Here is a 17889-nt window from a genome sequence, read left to right on the forward strand (position 1 = left end):
AGATTAAATACATGATTTATAAGACCAAGATGGTCAGTTGATACCCTTTTGGGGCCCTGTACATTGCCCGCGCTAACCACGCAGACAATAACGCAAAGGGATAACCATGAACTATCTGGGTACAAGGCTGCTGCTCCTGGCAGCTCCCGGCCTGCTCGCCACCTCGGCACTGGCCAACTACTCCCCCGACTGGCAAGAGTACCGGCTGAACGGTGAATCCAGCCGCCAGCTGAGCGATCGGGTCACCGAAGTGACCTACGAGCTCAGCGCTCGCGATGACAATGCCCCCTATCAGCAGCTGCGGGTCTACCGCCGCTTCGACTGGAACGATAGCGACCTCAGTGCTCTGGCGGAGCAAGCCTGCGGCGAGCCCCAGCTCAAGGTCGAGCAGGGCTGGCAGATCCGCTATCGCAGCTGCGAGCAGGTGGTGCCTTTGGGCAAGGCCATCCCGGCCAGCAGCTATGACTTTGGCTACGGCCTGAAACAGGGCCGCTGGGAACCGCTGACGGGCACCCCGACCGCCCCGCGTCAGGACAGTCTGCCGCTCCCCGAGCGCATCATACTGGGTCACAGCGAGCAGGAGCTGGATCGCTGCGAGCTCAATACCGAGGGGCGCTGCGCCGAGCAGCTTTGGCAGTACCAGCCCCGAGACTGGCAACATCTCAGCGTGCTGGAGGAGACCCCCAATGAGCGGGATGGCCGCCTCGAGCAGATCTTCTTCCGCCTGCAACCCGTGCCAGGCAGTCAGGCCGCCAGCCAGGTCCGCGAGCTGCACCTCTGGCGCCAGTACAGCTGGCAGCTGGACGAAACCAGGGCACAACAGGAGTGCGATGAGCCCCAGACCCGCCAGGAGGGGGACAACACCATCAGCTACCGGGTCTGCCGCCAGACCCTGCCCGCCGGCAGCGAGGTGCAGGTGGTACTCAAAGACAGCGGCTATCAATACCCGGTCGGTGGCAGCGAGTGGCAGCCCCTGCCGGACACCAGCGAATGGCAGGAGAGTCGGGTGCTCAATCGCCCCATAGTGCTGGCAAGCAAGGAGGAGCAGCTCGATTGCCACCGCGCCGATGGTCGCCCCTGCACCGAGCCGGAGCAGCCGGGCACGGATCTGCTGGATGCCGAGGCCGCCAGGATAGTGCAGGATGCCAGCGGCCAGCCCGCTCCCGTCTGGCAGGAAAACTATGGCCACGACGACCGCAAGCTGCTGGCGGTGTCGCGGGGCATGCAGAGTCTGCTGGCGGCCAATCAGCCCGCCCATCCGGCCATGAAGCTGCTGCTGGAATATGTGCGCGCCCACAACTATCACAACCATGGCAAGCACAAGGAAGATGGCCCGGCCGCCGCCGAGGCGCTGGCTGAAGCCCTGACCGCGCTAGGCGCCCATCCGCTGCTCTACCCGGAGCAGGCCAGCGATGAGGTGGGCGCCGTCATGGGGGCCTGGAGCATCGCCCTCCATGGCCAGTTCAAGAGCCCGGCGCTGCAGAGCCGGTTCGGTACCCTGCTCGGCCAGTTCAACCAGATGCTGGCCTACGCCACCCTGCATGCCAGCGAGATCAACGGTCAGCATGCCTGGGCCACCGGCCTGTTCGATCTGCTCAACTTCCTCGACTTCGCCAGCGACCATAGCGACGCCTTCGCCGCCGACTTCCGCCAGCAGGATGGCGAGCTGCGTAAACAGCTGCACGCCCTCGCCATGAGCGAGCTCGCCTTGTGGCAAGGACGGGACGGAGCGGATCTGTTCCTGCTCAACAACGTGCTCGATGCCTATACCCGCCTCTACCGGGTCGCCCGTTATACCCGTCCGGACGAGAGCGAAGGCTATCGCACCCTGCTGGATGGCTCAGTCATCGCGCTCATCCGTCATCACGGCCTGATCCCGGGTGGCCAGCAGAGCCAGACGCTGCTGGACGACATGTCGCTGACCCTCTCCACCTACTACCTGACCTACACGGATCGCACCGGCGAAGCCTGCATCAGCGGCGACTTTGCCGGACTCTGCACCCCGATCCGGCTGGAGGATGTGCTGCCGTTCGAGCACACCTGCTCGCCGACCCTGCGCCTGCGGGCCCAGCAGCTGAGCCAGGCCGAGGCCGACGGCATCTGCCGCGAGCTGGGTGCCGAGGAGCAGCAGTTCCATCGGCAGCTGGAAACCGGCTGGCAGCCGGTGGCGGACGATCTCAACGAGGCACTGGAGCTGGTGATCTTCGACTCCTCCGCCGACTGGAAGCGCTACGGCAGCGCCCTGTTTGGTGGTGTCTCCACCGACAACGGCGGCATCTACATCGAAGGGGATCCGGCCCGTCCCGGCAACCAGGCCCGCTTCTTCGCCTATGAGGCCGAGTGGAAGCGCCCCGCCTTCCAGGTGTGGAACCTGCGCCACGAGTACGTCCACTACCTGGATGGCCGCTTCAACCAGTACGGCAGCTTCGGCCACTACCCCCTCAACCGCACCACCTGGTGGGCGGAAGGGCTGGCGGAGTTCATCGCCCACGGTCAGTGCTTCGCCCGCGGCATGGACAATGTGGCGGGTCGCCCGGCGGCCGAACGACCGAGCCTGGCCGACATACTGCATCTGGATTACGACAAGGGGGGCGAGCTGGTCTACTCATGGTCCTATACGGTGCATCGCTTCCTGAGCGAGACAGGGCGCGGCGCCAGCTGGCTGGCGCTGGCCCAGGCCCTGCGCAACCCGGACCAACAGCAGGCGATGAGCGCCTTCGAATCCGAGCTGGATGCGCTTATCGCGAGCGACAGCGAGGCCTACCAGCAGTGGCTCGGCCGCGAGTTGCTGCCCTGGTGGGAGGCCAACAAGGAGTCTGACGAGTGCAAGGCGAACGACTCCTCCCATTGAGGATGAGGGTTAGCAAACAGGGGCAGCCATCGCTGCCCCTTTGCACAAGTTTCGTACTCTATCAAGGGGTTAGAAACGATGTGCTGCGACAGGTACAGGCTGCTGCCCACTCGAATAAGGCCATTGCCCATGACGGGGGCAACCAAGATGTAATAGAATGACGGCCACGCTGTTTCACCCTCAAGCCAGACTCTGACCGCCCATGACGAAGCTTCGCAAGATACTGCTCATCTGCCTCTGCCTGTTGCTGGGCTCTGCCGCCCTGCTGCTGGTTTACGGGGAGTGGGCCGTGTCCGGGAGCCGTCAATACACCTATGACGATGTCGACAAGGTGCCCTACAACAGAGTGGCCCTGGTGCTTGGCACCTCCAGATACCTGGTCGGCGGCGGCACCAATCAATATTTCCAGACCCGGATCAAGGCGGCGAGCGCGCTCTATAACAACGGCAAGGTGGACTACATCCTGGTCTCAGGTGACAACGCAACCCTGCAGTACAACGAGCCGCGCCAGATGCGCCGCGCCCTGATCAAGGCGGGGATTCCCGCCAAAGCCATCTATAGCGATTACGCCGGTTTTCGCACCCTGGACTCCATGGTGCGCGCCAGGGAGGTGTTCGGTCAGGATCGCTTCACCGTGGTCTCCCAAGCCTTCCACAATGAACGCGCCATCTTCATCGCCCGCCACTTCGGCATAGAGGCGGTTGGCTTCAATGCCGAAGATCCCAGCGCCTATCAGGGCATCCGCACCCGTGTGCGTGAAGTCTTCGCCCGGCTGATGGGGCTGCTCGATCTCTATATCCTCGACAAGGGCCCCAAGTTCCTCGGCCAGCCTGTCAATATTGGCGAGCCCATCCCCTGTCGCCCGCTCAGCACCCTGGGGCTGAGCCAGCCCTGCCTGCCGCTGCCAACCGAGCCCCTGGCCAGTGGCGAGCAGGTGCTGATCCCGCCTTCGGCAGCGAGTGCGACCCAGGTCGAGTGACCCGGTTCACACCCTTGCAGCCATTGGCCAGCAACAAGCTGATCCCGCCTTCGGCAGTGAGTGCGACCCAGGTCGAGTGACCCGGTTCACACCCTTGCAGCCATTGGCCAGCAACAAGCTGATCCCGCCTTCGGCGGCGAGTGCGACTCTGGCCGATTGATTCGACTCAATGCCATCAGCTAGCAAGAGAAAGACCCGCCTCGGCGGGTCTTGCTATATGGGCTCACAGCAGACTTGGCACTGCCTGCTTAACGTGCCAATGCCTGTCGATAATGCTCTGCCACCTGCGGCCAGTCGATCACCTCATAGAAGGCGGCAATGTAGTCCGGGCGCTTGTTCTGGTACTTGAGGTAGTAGGCATGCTCCCACACATCCAGACCCAGCACCGGGGTCAATCCCAGCATCAGCGGGCTATCCTGGTTGGCGCTGCTCTCGACCTGCAACTTGCCAGCCGGGGTGACCACCAGCCAGGCCCAGCCACTGCCAAAGCGGGTTAGAGCCGCCTGGGTGAACAACTTGGTGAACCCTTCGAAGCCGCCGAGATCCCGCTCGATGGCCACCAGCAACTCCCCCTCTGGCAGGCCGCCCCCCTGAGGGCTCATCACCTGCCAGAACAGGCTGTGGTTGGCGTGGCCGCCACCATGATTGCGCACCGCACCTTGCAGGCTGGCGGGCAGGCTGTCGATGCCGCGCAGCAGCTGCTCGAGGGGCCTGTCTGCCCACTCAGGCGCAGTGGCCAGGGCGGCGTTGAGACCGTTCACATAGGTTTGATGGTGGCGGCTGTGATGGATCTCCATGGTGAGCGCATCCAGGTGGGGCTCGAGTGCATCATAGGCATAGGGCAGAGCGGGCAGGACATGATTCATGGCAACTCCTTGCGACTGGGTAATGGGCGATCAATGAAGAGTGTGGGCGCTGCGCCCCTGACAATGGCACTGGTCGAGGCAGGCCTGGATGACGACGTTGGGTCCCCGTTTGCGCAGGAAGGCAAGCAGCTCCATCTGGGTGTGGCGACTGTGATTGAGGGCCGCCACCCTGAGTGCGTTGCGACAAGAGGGTGAATGGGACAGCTGCAGCAGTTGTTGGTGAGCCTGACAGAGCAAGGTGGTGGCATTCGACTCCTCACCCATGGCCATCATCAGGTCGGCCAGGTTATGACAGGCGACGACCAGGGCGGCAACCACCTCATCCGCATCCTGCCAGCTCAACAACTGCTGCTCGGCCAGGCGCAGGGCCTGCCGGTAACCGGGCAGAGCCGCCAGGTGATTGCCCTCGGCAAAGTGGTGATTCGCCAGCCGGGTATGTTGCCGCCACTGGGCCATGGGATCCTGTCTCGCCATCTCTGCTCCACCCACAAGTTGAATGATATTAATTATCATTTCATACTAATCCGCAGGAAACAAGCAGACCCGGCCAACCCCATATGGGGGAGCCACGACCGAGGCTGACCGTTTAGTGATCCCCCGCACAGCCCGGTTCCCCTGCGGAAGCCATGCTGCTCGGACTGGCATGATGCCGGACGTGGTCCATGACCCTATCAACAAGGATGCTGATATGAAGAGATGGTTGTTACTGCTGCTCTGCGCCCTGCCCCTGCTGGGTCAGGCGAGCGGCTATACCCAGACCCGTTACCCCATAGTGCTGGTCCACGGCCTGTTCGGTTTCGACAAGCTGCTGGGGGTGGATTACTTCTACGGGATCCCCCAGGCCCTCGGTCGGGATGGCGCCAAGGTATATGTCGCCCAGGTCTCTGCCACCGCCAGCTCGGAGCTGCGGGGCGAGCAGTTGCTGACCCAGGTGCAGCAAGTGCTGGCCGTGACCGGTGCCGACAAGGTCAACCTCATCGGCCACTCCCACGGCGGCCCCACCATTCGTTACGTGGCCTCGGTCGCCCCCGAGCTGGTCGCCTCGGCCACCAGCGTCGGCGGCGTCAACTTCGGCTCAGAGATAGCGGACAAGGTGCGGATGCGAGTCCTCCCCGGCTCGGCCGGGGAAGCGCTGGCGGCCTCCGCCGCCTCCGCCCTGTCCGGGGTCATCTCTCTGCTGTCCGGCACCGCCACCCTGCCTCAGGATCCTCTCGCAGCCCTGGATGCCCTCACCAGTACAGGGGCTGCCCGCTTCAACGCCGCCTACCCGGAAGGCCTGCCCAGCCGCTACTGTGGCGAGGGGCCCCTGCGCGCCGATAACGGTGTCTACTACTTCTCCTGGAGCGGGCGCGGCAACCTGACCAATATCCTGGATCCCGTGGATCCGGCCCTGGTGCTCACCGGCACCTTCTTCAGCGAGGCCAATGATGGCCTGGTGGGGGTCTGTAGCAGCCACCTCGGCAAGGTGATTGGCACCGGCTACCGGATGAACCATCTGGACGAAGTGAATCAATCATTTGGCATCCATCATCTGTTCGAGACGGATCCGGTCAGCCTCTACCGTCAACATGCCAACCGCCTCAAGGAGATGGGACTGTGAAGAGCAACACAAGGCTGCTGACACTGGCGATAGCCAGCCTGTTGCTCGGCCTGCTCGGCTATTGGCTGAACCAGGGGCAGGACAAGCCCCCGGCTCCCGACCCATCCAGCCTGCGCCAACAACTCGTCGAGCACCTCGCCAGCGGTCAATCCATCGCGGATCCCCTGCTGAGGCGCTATCAGGCATTTCTCCAGCAAGAGGCCAGACTGGCCCTGCCCCAGGCCCCGGATCTCGCCAGCCTGAGCCAGCTGTTCGACTCCCGCGAGCAGCTGCGCCAACGCAGTTTCACCCCCCAGGAGCAGGCCAGATTGTTTGGTGAGGAGAGGCTGATGGAGCAGTGGACCCTGAGGCGCAAGGGGCTGGCCGAGGCGAGTCCCGCCGAGCAGGCGGCCCTTGGGGAGGCGCTCGACATCTGGCTCGCCGAGCAGCCGGACTGGTTTCAGGAGGCGGAGGCCAATGGCCGGCTGATAAGCGATCTGCAGCACATGGCGCACCTGCCCCCCGAGGCCCGGCGTCTCGCCATGCTGGAACGGGTCGGACCCGAGGCACAGGGCCGATTGCAGCAACTCGACCAGGATAATCAACACTTCGAACGGCAACTCGATGGCTATCTGGGGGCGCTGGCGACCATGACAGACCCGGATCCCCAGACCCGCCAACAGTTGCTGGCGTCATGGTTTCCCGAGCAGCAGTGGCGCCGGGTGGCGGCCCTGACCCGGCTGCGCCAAGCGCAGACCCCCTCACAATGACAGAGGGGCCCTGGGGCCCCTCTGTCATTGTGATAAAGAGCGTCGCCGCACGGCGAGCATCATCACTGCGGCTTGTTGGCTCCGGGCAAGGGCTGCCAGGTGAGGCGAGTGACCCGTCCGGCCTGCAGATCGCAGCGCAGGGAGAGCGGCTGCCAGCCTTTATCGAGGCGCAGATTGACGGCCCCCACCACCTGCTCTTCGCTCACCTTGAGCCCGGATTGCTCCGAGGTCACCTTGTCCCCACCGGTCAGAGCCATCAGCTTGTCGTTGCACAGCCAGTGGGCGAGCGCCGCCCCCTTGAGCTTGATGCTGGCATCCCCGTTGGCCAGACGCAGCTCCCCCGGACTCAAGGCAAAGAGCGCGGTCAGCTCGGTGGCGCGCTTGCTAAGCCAGGTTTCACGCTGCTGCATGCTCATCTTGCTGACGAACTCGGCCGGTTCACCCTTGGCATCCAGCCACTGGGTCAGGGCACCTTGCTCATCGAAGCCAAATTGGGCCTCGGGCTCCTTGACCCCAAACAGCTTGCCGCCTTTGAAGTAGTAACGGCTCTCGCCGACCAGCTTGCCCTGCTCGTCACGAATGGGCACGGCGATGATGACCGGGGGGCCATCTATCCAGGCCTGGATCTCGACACCGTCATGACTGAACAGCCGGGTATCCAGAGCACTTTGGGCACCTTGCTCCATCAGGGTGAACTGTTGTGCGAGAGAGGCCGCCAGTGCGGGCAGTGAACCTAACCCCAAGGTCAGGGCGATGAGGATCTTGCGCATAGATATCCTGTGATTGGCCAATGGCCAAGGTTAACGCTCGAGTAACCAGCTCCTGAGCCCGTCCCGCTGCGCTTCGCTCAGCGCCACGGACTGGCGGGTCTGGTAGTCAAAATGGATCAGGGTCGTCTCACCGGTCACCGCCAGCTCGCCCTCCTGCCAGGCCTCCTGCCAGAGGGTGAAGGAACTGCTGCCGATACGGCTCACCCCCGTCTTGATCAGCACCGGCTGACCGTAGAACAGCTCCCGTTTGAACTGCACCGTATAGCCCGCGATGATCAGATGCCAGTCATGGACATCCAACTCGGGGGAGAAGATGCGAAACAGGGGGTCCCGCGCCGATTCGAACCAGACCGCTGGCACTGTGTTATTGATATGCCCCAGGGCATCCGTCTCCTGAAAACGGGGGAAGATCTGCATTTCCAGCATGGGTGACTCCTTGTCAGTGGATGAGCGGGGGCTGGCCATCATCGGCTGACAGGATGTTACCGATATCCGGCCTCAAAGGACAGGGATGCCCCTGGTCAGACGACGTCACTGCGCCATATCCAGGTATGTGGCAGACAAAAAAATGCCCCGCACAGGGTAGTGTGCGGGGCAATGAGGTCGAGCTTAGCTTATCAGGTCGAAGCGATCCGCATTCATCACCTTGTTCCAGGCCGCGACGAAGTCACCCACAAACTTCTCCTTGCTGTCGTGCTGGGCATAGACCTCGGCATAGGCACGCAGCACCGAATTGGAGCCGAACACCAGGTCGATCCGGGTCGCCGTCCACTTCACCTTGCCACTCTTGCGATCCCGCACCTCATAGAGCTGCTTGCTGGTGGGATGCCAGAGATTGGCCATGTCGGTGAGGTTGACGAAGTAGTCCGTGGTCAACGCCCCTTCACGCTCGGTAAAGACCCCGTGCCGGGTACCGCCATGGTTGGTGCCAAGCACCCGCATGCCCCCGACCAGCACCGTCATCTCATGGGCGGTCAGCCCCATCAGTTGGGTGCGATCCAGCATCAGCTCCTCGGCACTGACGAGGTACTCCTTCTTCAGCCAGTTGCGATAGCCATCGTGCAGCGGCTCAAGGGGCTCGAAGGAATCGACGTCCGTCATCTGCTCGCTGGCATCACCGCGCCCCGGGTAGAAGGGCACTGTCACCGGCACCCCGGCCGCCTTGGCCGCCAGCTCGACGCCCACATTGCCCGCCAGCACTATCACATCCGCCACGCTCACCTTGGCGGCCGCGGCCATGGGTTCCAGCACCTTGAGCACCTTGGCCAGTCGGGCGGGCTCGTTGCCTGGCCACTCTTTCTGGGGCGCCAGGCGGATGCGGGCACCGTTGGCGCCACCGCGCATGTCCGAGCCACGGAAGGTACGGGCACTGTCCCAGGCGGTGGCGACCAGCTCCCCGACGCTGAGGCCACAGTTGCGGATCTGCTCCTTGAGGGCCGAAATGTCGTAGCCACTGCGGCCAGCAGGCACAGGATCCTGCCAGATCAGATCCTCTGCCGGCACATCAGGCCCCAGATAGCGCGCCTTGGGCCCCAGATCCCGGTGGGTCAGCTTGAACCAGGCCCGGGCGAAGGTATCCGAGAAATAGGCAGGATCATCGCGGAAACGCTCGGCTATCTTGCGGTATTCGGGGTCGACCTTCATGGCCATGTCGGCATCGGTCATGATGGGCATGCAGCGGATCGAGGGATCCTCCACATCCACCGGCTTGTCCGCTTCCTTGATGTCGATGGGTATCCACTGCCAGGCCCCGGCCGGACTCTTGGTCAGGGTCCACTCGTGGCCGAACAGCATATCGAAGTAACCGTTGTCCCAGCGGGTCGGTTGCGTCGTCCAGGCCCCTTCGATGCCGCTGGTGACCGTATCGCGGCCGACGCCTCTGCTGGTCTTGTTGAGCCAGCCGAGCCCCTGATCCTCAATCTCGGCCCCTTCCGGCTCAGGACCAAGCTGCTTGGCGCTGCCATTGCCGTGGGTCTTGCCGACGGTGTGGCCACCGGCCGTCAGGGCGACCGTCTCTTCATCATTCATCGCCATGCGGGCGAAGGTGACGCGAATGTCTTGCGCCGTTTTCTGTGGGTCCGGGTTGCCATCCACCCCTTCAGGGTTGACGTAAATGAGCCCCATCATCACCGCCGCCAGCGGGTTGTCGAGGTCTCGCACCCCTGAGTAGCGGCTGTTGGGGTTGTCGCTGGGTGCCAGCCACTCTTTCTCTGCTCCCCAATAGATATCTTTCTCCGGATGCCAGATATCCTGGCGGCCGAAACCGAAGCCGAACGTCTTGAGCCCCATGGACTCATAGGCCAGGGTGCCGGCCAGCAGGATGAGATCCGCCCAGCTGATCTTGTTGCCGTATTTCTGCTTGATGGGCCACAGCAGGCGCCTGGCCTTGTCCAGGTTGGCGTTATCTGGCCAGGAGTTGAGCGGCGCGAAGCGCTGGTTGCCTGTGCCACCACCGCCACGGCCATCGGCGATGCGATAGGTACCGGCTGCATGCCAGGCCATGCGGATCATCAGGCCGCCATAGTGGCCCCAGTCTGCCGGCCACCAATCCTGGCTGTCGGTCATCAGGGCGATCACATCCTGCTTGAGGGCGGCCACGTCCAGGGTTTTGAGCTCTTCGCGGTAGTCGAAATCGGGCCCGAGGGGGTTGGTCTTGGTATCGTGCTGATGAAGGATGTCGAAGTTCAGGCTCTTGGGCCACCACTCCATATTGGCCATCTCGGTCGTCGTGCTGCCTCCGTGCATGACCGGGCATCGTCCTTGGGAATGTTCTGAATTGTTGCTCATCATTTTCCTCACTTGCTCTGCTTTCCATAACCAGAATCAGCATGGCACATGAGGATGATCTCTTCTGTGATCCCCCCACCCCTTCCTGGCTTTTTGAGACGCAACATAATAGTCAGGAGGGGCGGCGGCGAAAATGCGCGCCGCGAGCTAAGCCGTGCCCTCCTCCTCGGCGGCTCCGTTCGCCAGCTCGGGCCGCAGCCAGGCACTGCGAAAATCGAACCAGCCCAGCGCCGTCATGCGCACCCCGTGCACCCCGACCCGGCTCTCCAGCTCCAGCCAGTGGTGAAACAGCGGCACAAACCAGGCTTGCTGCTGCAACCGGGCGAGCAGGAGCCGTGGCCCGGACTCATGACCAGATGCACGCCAGGCGGCCAGCCCCTGCCACAGGGCGCTCTGCTTGCTCCAGACCCTTTGCAACAGGGGGGTCCCCTGCAGCCAGGCATAGGGGGCGAAAGGCCCTTCATGCTCCAGATTGAGGGTGCCGAGCCAGAGATCCACATCCTCATCCTCGCCGCTGACCCAGCGACCGTAATCCAGGGTACGCACCTCCAGCTCGATGCCCCGCTCTGCCAGCAGGCTGGCCATGGCGCCGGCGCACTCGTGAAACTCCAGATGCTGGTTGAAACAGGCCAGCACCAGTCGCCTTGGCAGGGCCGCGGGTTCGGGCTGAGGTGGCGGCAAGGCTTCACGCCAATGGGGTAGCAAGCCTAGCGCGCTGGTCCAGCCCCGTTGCAACTCGGGGGCCACCCTGGCCATCAGGGCGACCGGATTGAGCAGGGTCAGCAGCCAGCGCCGCAGGGAGAGATCGGCCAGGGCCGCTGACCTGTCATCTTGCAACAAGAAGTAGCAACCGGACTCGAGTTCTGACTCACCCTGCATGGTACCCAGCTCGGGGCTGTCGCTGCCGAGGCGCAGGTGGCTCTCCAGCCGCTCCGCCAGTTCGGGCAGCATCCAGATGTCTATCTCGTCGAGCAGGGCACGCAGACCGAAGTAATCATCGAAGGCGGTCAGCCGGAGCTGCAAGGGATCATTGGCGCCAACCTTGTAGGGACCTGTGCCGACCGGGCGCAGGGCAAAGCCGGGCTGATCCTTGAGTTCCCGCGGCAAGATGGCAGCCATGGGCTCGGCCAGCAGATGGGGCAGCCAGGGATCCGGGTTGGCGAGGTGTATGTCCAGGGTACGCGGCCAAGGGTGATCAAAGCCGACGATATGCTGGAACAGGGGGCGATCCCCGAGCGCGGCCAGGCTGTCGATCACATCCTGGATATCCAGGGACCGGCCATGGTGAAAGCGCACCGCAGGCCTCAGGTAAAAACGCCAATGACAGGGGCTCAACAGCTCCCAGTGGTGAGCCAAATCCCCCTCGATTTCCCCATTTTCCTCATTTCGCCGGGTCAGGCCGTTGAACAGCTGACGGGCCAGATGCACCTCGGAACGACGCAGGGGGCCGCTCGGCAGCAGGCCAGGCAGTGGCCGGTAATAGGGTACTCGCAGGATCTGACGCCCCTCCCGGGTCGCTTGACCCAGCTGCTCATAGAGCAAGGGGGTGACCAGATCGAGCCGCTCCCCCGCCAACGCCATGGCCTGAGCGAGCTGGCCCTGGCTCAGCAGAGCCCGCAATCTGCGCTGCAGGGATCCCTCCTGGCTGTCGAGCAGTTGCAGGGTGGATCGCTTGCCACGCCCGGCCCGGGCCGACCAGCTGAGCCACCCCTCCTGCTCCATGCGTCGCAGCAAGAGCCGGGCGTTACGGGGAGTACAGCAGAGCAGCTCGGCCACCTCGGCCAGGCTGAGTTCCAGTCGATCCGCCTCAAGCAGGCGGCTCAGACGCTGAAAATGCTGATAGAGACGGAGGCTGGTCATAAAAGAGGAAATCCTGGTTGGCTAAGTCGTCAGTTTTTACTTCCGCATTTTAGCTCAATACTGCTGGCGAACGTGAGAACCACAGCACAGGAGCACTCAAATGAACTCAGTACAGCCCCTCAAACCAAGCCGGATCCAGCAAGGGATGCGCCGTTACTTCAAGCGGATCCTGCCCCGCCCACTGTCGCTGGTGGAAGATCCCATGGCCCAGCTCAATCGCCTGATGCAGTGGGACATGCACCAGATCGACGACAAGGAGTACCGTCGCCGCCTGTAGCAGAGATGCGCAATAGCTTTGCCAATACGGTCTGTTTACAACGAGTGAGGGCCTGCTAGATTGGACGTCTATCCATCCATAATGGCGACGACGTCCAACAAGGAGTGTGTGATGAAAGATGCGACCCTGGCCCTGCACCACGGCTTTTCCCACGATCCCGCCACCAAGGCGGTGGCCGTGCCCATCTACCAGACGGTGGCCTACGAGTTCGACAGCGCCCAGCACGGGGCGGATCTGTTCAACCTGGCGGTGCCCGGCAACATCTACACCCGCATCATGAACCCCACCAACGACGTGCTGGAGCAGCGAATGGCCGCCCTGGAGGGGGGCATCGCCGGGCTGGTGGTCTCGGCGGGGTCTGCCGCCATCACCTACGCCATTCAGGCGCTGACCGCCGCCGGCGACAACATCGTCTCCACCCCCCAGCTCTACGGCGGCACCTACACCCTGTTCGCCCACATGCTGCCGAGTTTCGGGGTCGAGGTGCGTTTTGCCAGGGATGACAGCGCCGAGGCCATCGCCGCCCTCATCGACGACAAGACCAAGGCGGTCTATTGCGAGAGCATCGGCAACCCGGCGGGCAACATCGTCGATCTGGCGGCCTTCGCCAGGGTGGCCCACGCCCGTGGCGTGCCGCTTATCGTCGACAACACCGTCGCCACCCCGGTGCTGTGCAAGCCCATCGAGCACGGCGCCGACATAGTGGTGCACAGCCTCACCAAGTACGTGGGCGGTCACGGCAACTCGCTGGGCGGCGTCATCGTCGACTCGGGCAAGTTCCCCTGGGCGGATCACGCCGAACGCTTCCCCCAGCTCACCCAGCCGGAGCCCTCCTACCACGGGGTGGTCTACACCGACGCCTTCGGCCCTGCGGCCTTCATCGGCCGGGTGCGCACCGTGCCCCTGCGCAATACCGGTGCGGCCCTGGCCCCCATGAACGCCTTCCTGCTGTTGCAGGGGCTGGAGACCCTGAGCCTGCGCATGGAGCGCCACGTGGACAACGCCCTGCGGGTCGCCCACCACCTCAAGCATCACCCCAAGGTGGCCTGGGTCAGCTACGCCGGCCTGCCGGATCACCCCCACTATCCGCTGGCGGAGAAGTACATGGGCGGCCGCCCCTCGGCCATCCTCTCCTTCGGTCTGAAGGAAGGGTACGAGGCCGGGGTGCGCTTCTACGATGCGCTCAAGATCTTCAAGCGACTGGTCAATATCGGCGACGCCAAGTCCCTGGCCTGCCACCCCGCCTCCACCACCCATCGCCAGCTGAGCGAGGAGGAACAGACAAAGGCGGGGGTCAAGCCGGAGATGATCCGGCTGTCGGTGGGGATCGAGGCCATCGAAGACATATTGGTGGATCTGGATCAGGCGCTGGCGGCCTGAATCAGTACAGAGCGGGCATCTGCCCGCTCTTTTTTGTCTGCCGGTGAACCAGTCACCACGCCGGCGCGTATCATGCCCTTCCGCCACCCCATCGAGGTTCCCATGATAGTCCTGCATCACCTGAACAAGTCCCGCTCCCAACGCATCATCTGGCTGCTCGAAGAGCTGGGGCTGCCTTACCAGATAAAGGCCTACCAGCGCGATGCCGCTACCTTTTTGGCCCCCCCCGAGCTCAAGGCCATTCATCCCCTTGGCAAATCCCCTGTCATCGAGTTTGACGGGCGGATCCTGGCAGAATCCGGCGCCATCACCGAATACCTGATCGCCCGCCATGCTCCCCACACCCTGGCTCCTGATCCCGAGAGCCCGGAGTACGCCGACTACCTGCAGTGGCTCCACTTCGCCGAGAGCTCAGGCATCTTGCCGCTGCTGCTGGACATGTTCGTGCGCAAGGATGGCAGCCTGATGCGCTTCCTGCCGGGCTACGCCCAGGTGGAGTGCGCCAAGGTGCTGGGCTATCTCAATGAGGTGCTGGCGACCCGCCGCTATCTGGTGGGGGAGCGTCTCTCCGGCGCCGACATCATGAACTCCTTCCTGGTCGATCTGCTGGCCCAGGGCGGCCAGCTGGCCCAGTTCCCGCACCTTAAGAGCTACTGGGAACGCCTCAATACCCATCCGGCCCGTCAGAAGGCGGCAGCCCTGGAACGCGAGCTGGATCACGCCTGAGCCCCCGGCACGCCACCACAACATGCAAAACGCCCCGAATGCGGGGCGTTCTCTTTTCAGCTCGGGAGCCGAGGGATCTGAGTGCACAGGGAAGATCCTGGCAACCTCTCCCTTGGCTCCAGCGCCCGGGCTTAGAGGGCGTGGGAAAGGATCCGCGCCACTATTATTGCCCGGCTCTCTCTGTCGCCCGAAGCTGGAGCCCCTGACTTAAAGCGCATGTGAAAGGATCCTGGCGACCTTGTCCGGATCTATGTCCTGATGCTCACCCAGCGCCGTCAGTTCGAAGCGCTTGAGGTTGGAGCAGATGGCCGGAATGCAGCTCTCGTTGAGGCCGTAATCCGACAAGCGGGTGCCGACGCCCATCTGCTGGAAGAACTGCTCGGTACGGATGATGGCCTCCTCGATGCGCAGCGCCTTGTCCTCCCGACTCGCCTGCCAGACCCGCTTGGCATATTGGCACAGCTTCTCCTGCTTCTGGGCAGATTGCTCCCGCAGCAGGGAGGGCAGCACCACCGCCAGGCTCTGGGCGTGATCCAGCCCGTACAGGGCGGTGAGCTGGTGACCGATGGCATGGGTGGACCAGTCATGGGGCACGCCGCGGCCGATCAGGCCATTGAGGGCCAGACTGGCGGCCCACATGATGTTGGCGCGCACCTGGTAGTTCTGCGGCTCGGACAGGGCCAGGGGGCCATTGTCGATCAGCACCTGCAGCAAGCCCTCGGCCAGCCTGTCCTGCACATCCCCCCCGACCGGGAAGGTGAGGTACTGCTCCAGGATATGGACGAAGGCATCCACCACGCCGTTGCCCACCTGGCGCACTGGCAGGCTGTAAGTCGTCGTGGGATCGAGCACCGCAAATTGCGGCAGCACCAGCGGATTGTAGAAGGAGAGCTTGGCATCGCCCCGACTCACCACGGCAGCGGGATTGCTCTCCGAGCCGGTCGCAGGCAGGGTCAGCACGCAGCCAAGGGGCAGAGCGTGCTCGAAGGGTGCATCGCTCTTCAATATGTCCCAGGGATCCTCGCCCTGATAACAGGCGGCGGCAGCGACAAACTTGCTGCCATCCACCACGGAGCCGCCACCCACCGCCAGCAGGAAATCGATCCCCTCGCGTTTCACCAGGGCGACCGCCTCCATCAGCTGATCGTACTGGGGGTTGGCGCCTATGCCGGAGAACTCTTGCCAGTCCAGACCCGTTAGTGCAGCCACCAGCTGGTCATAGACGCCGTTGTGTTTGATGCTGCCACCGCCATAGAGCACCAGCACGCGACTGCCTGCCGGGATAAGGTCGGGCAGGCTGGCAATCTGGCCTTCGCCAAAGCAGACCCGGGTCGGATTCGAGTATTGAAAGTTGTACAAGGCAGGATCCTCACAGATGGTCAAACGGGGAGCGTTGTGCCGTCATTGTGCCCCTGCCGCCCCATGAGGTCAAAAAACGAGAGCTGACCATCAAAATGAAGATTGTCACCAATCTCAATGAGGTAGCCAAGCGCGACTCTGTTATGGTCGTTCAGGGCAAGACTCCGGTAAATAAGCATCATGCCGCGTCATCATTCACAGAGGCCCGCTTTGCCACTACTTCCCAGCTATGAGGTGTTAAAAATGAAATTGAAGCATGCATGGATTGCCGCCCTCTTCACCCTCTCGACCGGCCTGGCCCAGGCAACCGAGCTCACTGCCGAAGTATTGAGCGCGCCAGGTAAGGCCAACTTGATGGAGGTCATGACCGCCTCAGCGACCGTCACCGCCATCGACATGGCAAGCCGCAAGGTCAGCCTGAAGAATGCCGCAGGGGATCTGTTCGACATAGTGGCCGGTGACAAGGTCACCAACCTGCAGAGCCTCAAAGTCGGTGACACTATCACGCTGGAGTACCTGCAGATGCTGGATCTGGAGCTGCTCAAAGGCACCGCCGGGGTGAGAAAGCGCATCGTGGAAGTGGCTGCGGATAAAGCCGCCGCGGGTCAGACCCCAGAGGCGGGCGTTGGCGCCAAGGTCACCCTCTATGGGGACATCATCGCTCTCGACAAACAGCAGCAAACGGTCACCGTTAAAGGTGTGGATCACACCGTCGTCGTGAAGGTCCAGAACCCGGATCAGTTTGCCCTGATGGCAAAAGGCGATCAGATCAAGGCAATTCAGACCCAGGCGGTGGGGATCAGCATAGCGCCAGCCCAGAAATAACCCCCGGGCGAGCGCTTCCCATCGCCCGTCAACATCAGTCCGCATAACAGAAGAGGCACCCTGGGGTGCCTCTTCTTGTTTGGTCAACGCAATACCTGTGACCCTTCAGCCACGGCTGATGTGCAGGGGGCCGAAGGTCTGGGCCACCGGCATGATCTCGATGCTGTTGATATTGACGTGGGCGGGCTGCTCGCCGATCCAGAGCACCGTATTGGCGATGTCTTCTGGCAAGATAGCCTGCACCCCCTGGTAGACGGTCGCCGCCTTGGCATCGTCACCATGGAAGCGCACGTTGGAGAACTCGGTGCCGCCGCACAGGCCGGGCTCCACATTGGTGACCCGCACCGCCGAGCCAGCCAGATCGGCACGCAGATTCAGGCTGAACTGCTTCACGAACGCCTTGGTGGCGCCATAGACGTTGCCGCCCGGATAGGGGTAGGTGCCCGCGATGGAGCCGATATTGATCACATGGCCGCGGTTGCGCGCCACCATGCCCGGCAGCAGGAGCCGGGTGACCAGAGTCAGGCCACTGATGTTGGTGGCTATCATCTGCTCCCAATCATCAAGATCCGATTGGTGGGCCGGTGCCAGTCCCAGGGCCAGACCGGCATTGTTGACCAGCAGATCCACCTCGCTCCAGCTTGCGGGCAATCCCTCGAGGGCGGCGCGGGTGGCCGCCTTGTCCTGCACGTCAAACACCAGCGGCAGAAAGCTGTCACCCAGCTCATCGGCCAGGGCTGCCAGACGCTCGGCACGCCGTCCTGTGCCAATCACCTTGTGACCCGCCTGTACCAGCGCGCGGCTGATCGCCTCACCAAAACCGGACGAGGCGCCCGTTACCATTGCAATCATCTGAGCCT

17 protein-coding genes are annotated in these 17889 nt (G+C 63.2%); 8 read left to right on the top strand and 9 right to left on the bottom strand.

The annotated features are described in order from the left end of the window. Positions 1-106: 106 nt before the first annotated feature. Positions 107-2851: a collagenase gene (locus tag BN1130_RS02105; protein WP_042039982.1), complete on the top strand. Its 2745-nt coding sequence runs from the start codon at positions 107-109 to the stop codon at positions 2849-2851. Positions 2852-3053: 202 nt separating this feature from the next. Further along, positions 3054-3830 carry a SanA/YdcF family protein gene (locus BN1130_RS02110; RefSeq protein WP_042039984.1) on the top strand — a complete coding sequence of 259 codons (777 nt, stop codon included), beginning with the start codon at positions 3054-3056 and terminating at the stop codon, positions 3828-3830. Positions 3831-4078: 248 nt separating this feature from the next. Here the strand turns inward: BN1130_RS02110 and BN1130_RS02115 are convergent, their stop codons facing one another. Together BN1130_RS02115 and BN1130_RS02120 are read right to left on the bottom strand one after the other, a co-directional pair. Next, a complete protein-coding gene (locus BN1130_RS02115; protein ID WP_042039985.1) occupies positions 4079-4696 on the bottom strand; it encodes a superoxide dismutase in 618 nt (205 codons plus the stop codon). A gap of 30 nt (positions 4697-4726) precedes the next feature. Continuing rightward, on the bottom strand, positions 4727-5170 hold the full coding sequence (locus tag BN1130_RS02120; RefSeq protein WP_224431840.1) for a DUF2753 family protein: 444 nt from the start codon (positions 5168-5170) through the stop codon (positions 4727-4729). Positions 5171-5384: 214 nt separating this feature from the next. Between BN1130_RS02120 and BN1130_RS02125 the strand changes: the two genes are divergently transcribed. Both BN1130_RS02125 and BN1130_RS02130 read left to right on the top strand, forming a co-directional pair. Further along, a complete protein-coding gene (locus tag BN1130_RS02125; protein ID WP_042039989.1) occupies positions 5385-6296 on the top strand; it encodes a lipase family alpha/beta hydrolase in 912 nt (303 codons plus the stop codon). Next, complete coding sequence (locus BN1130_RS02130) at positions 6293-7045, top strand: lipase secretion chaperone (protein WP_052448160.1); 753 nt, start codon at positions 6293-6295, stop codon at positions 7043-7045. The genes BN1130_RS02125 and BN1130_RS02130 overlap by 4 nt, the downstream gene beginning before the upstream one ends. A gap of 62 nt (positions 7046-7107) precedes the next feature. On the opposite strand, the gene BN1130_RS02135 is transcribed toward BN1130_RS02130, so the two are convergent. From BN1130_RS02135 to sgrR, 4 genes are all read right to left on the bottom strand, one after another. Beyond that, positions 7108-7815 carry a hypothetical protein gene (locus BN1130_RS02135; RefSeq protein ID WP_042039990.1) on the bottom strand — a complete coding sequence of 236 codons (708 nt, stop codon included), beginning with the start codon at positions 7813-7815 and terminating at the stop codon, positions 7108-7110. A 30-nt stretch (positions 7816-7845) separates the two neighbouring features. Next, positions 7846-8241: an acyl-CoA thioesterase gene (locus BN1130_RS02140; protein ID WP_042039991.1), complete on the bottom strand. Its 396-nt coding sequence runs from the start codon at positions 8239-8241 to the stop codon at positions 7846-7848. Between the two features lie 183 nt (positions 8242-8424). Beyond that, positions 8425-10602 carry a catalase/peroxidase HPI gene (gene katG, locus BN1130_RS02145; RefSeq protein WP_042039992.1) on the bottom strand — a complete coding sequence of 726 codons (2178 nt, stop codon included), beginning with the start codon at positions 10600-10602 and terminating at the stop codon, positions 8425-8427. A gap of 147 nt (positions 10603-10749) precedes the next feature. After that, positions 10750-12462 (bottom strand): HTH-type transcriptional regulator SgrR, encoded by a 1713-nt coding sequence (gene sgrR, locus BN1130_RS02150; RefSeq protein ID WP_042039993.1) that lies wholly within the window; start codon positions 12460-12462, stop codon positions 10750-10752. A 100-nt stretch (positions 12463-12562) separates the two neighbouring features. Here sgrR and BN1130_RS22055 point away from each other — a divergent pair, with 100 nt between their 5' ends. The 3 genes from BN1130_RS22055 to BN1130_RS02160 all read left to right on the top strand — a co-directional run bounded on the left by BN1130_RS22055 (position 12563) and on the right by BN1130_RS02160 (position 14845). Then, positions 12563-12739, top strand: a complete 177-nt coding sequence (locus tag BN1130_RS22055; RefSeq protein WP_157013858.1) for a hypothetical protein — start codon at positions 12563-12565, stop codon at positions 12737-12739. A 111-nt stretch (positions 12740-12850) separates the two neighbouring features. Beyond that, on the top strand, positions 12851-14119 hold the full coding sequence (locus BN1130_RS02155; RefSeq protein WP_042039994.1) for an O-acetylhomoserine aminocarboxypropyltransferase/cysteine synthase family protein: 1269 nt from the start codon (positions 12851-12853) through the stop codon (positions 14117-14119). A gap of 102 nt (positions 14120-14221) precedes the next feature. After that, a complete protein-coding gene (locus BN1130_RS02160; protein ID WP_042039996.1) occupies positions 14222-14845 on the top strand; it encodes a glutathione S-transferase family protein in 624 nt (207 codons plus the stop codon). Positions 14846-15052: 207 nt separating this feature from the next. Here the strand turns inward: BN1130_RS02160 and BN1130_RS02165 are convergent, their stop codons facing one another. Together BN1130_RS02165 and BN1130_RS22060 are read right to left on the bottom strand one after the other, a co-directional pair. Next, complete coding sequence (locus tag BN1130_RS02165) at positions 15053-16204, bottom strand: iron-containing alcohol dehydrogenase (RefSeq protein WP_042039997.1); 1152 nt, start codon at positions 16202-16204, stop codon at positions 15053-15055. Between the two features lie 20 nt (positions 16205-16224). Next, positions 16225-16386 (bottom strand): hypothetical protein, encoded by a 162-nt coding sequence (locus BN1130_RS22060; RefSeq protein ID WP_157013861.1) that lies wholly within the window; start codon positions 16384-16386, stop codon positions 16225-16227. A 61-nt stretch (positions 16387-16447) separates the two neighbouring features. Between BN1130_RS22060 and BN1130_RS02170 the strand changes: the two genes are divergently transcribed. Further along, the gene (locus tag BN1130_RS02170; RefSeq protein ID WP_042039998.1) at positions 16448-17029 is read left to right on the top strand and encodes a hypothetical protein; all 582 of its coding nucleotides are present in this window, start codon (positions 16448-16450) and stop codon (positions 17027-17029) included. Positions 17030-17134: 105 nt separating this feature from the next. On the opposite strand, the gene BN1130_RS02175 is transcribed toward BN1130_RS02170, so the two are convergent. Continuing rightward, positions 17135-17881, bottom strand: a complete 747-nt coding sequence (locus BN1130_RS02175) for an SDR family oxidoreductase (RefSeq protein WP_042039999.1) — start codon at positions 17879-17881, stop codon at positions 17135-17137. Positions 17882-17889: the final 8 nt, after the last annotated feature.

The sequence above is a fragment of the Aeromonas rivuli genome, from assembly GCF_000820045.1.
Taxonomy (GTDB): Bacteria; Pseudomonadota; Gammaproteobacteria; order Enterobacterales; family Aeromonadaceae; genus Aeromonas; species Aeromonas rivuli.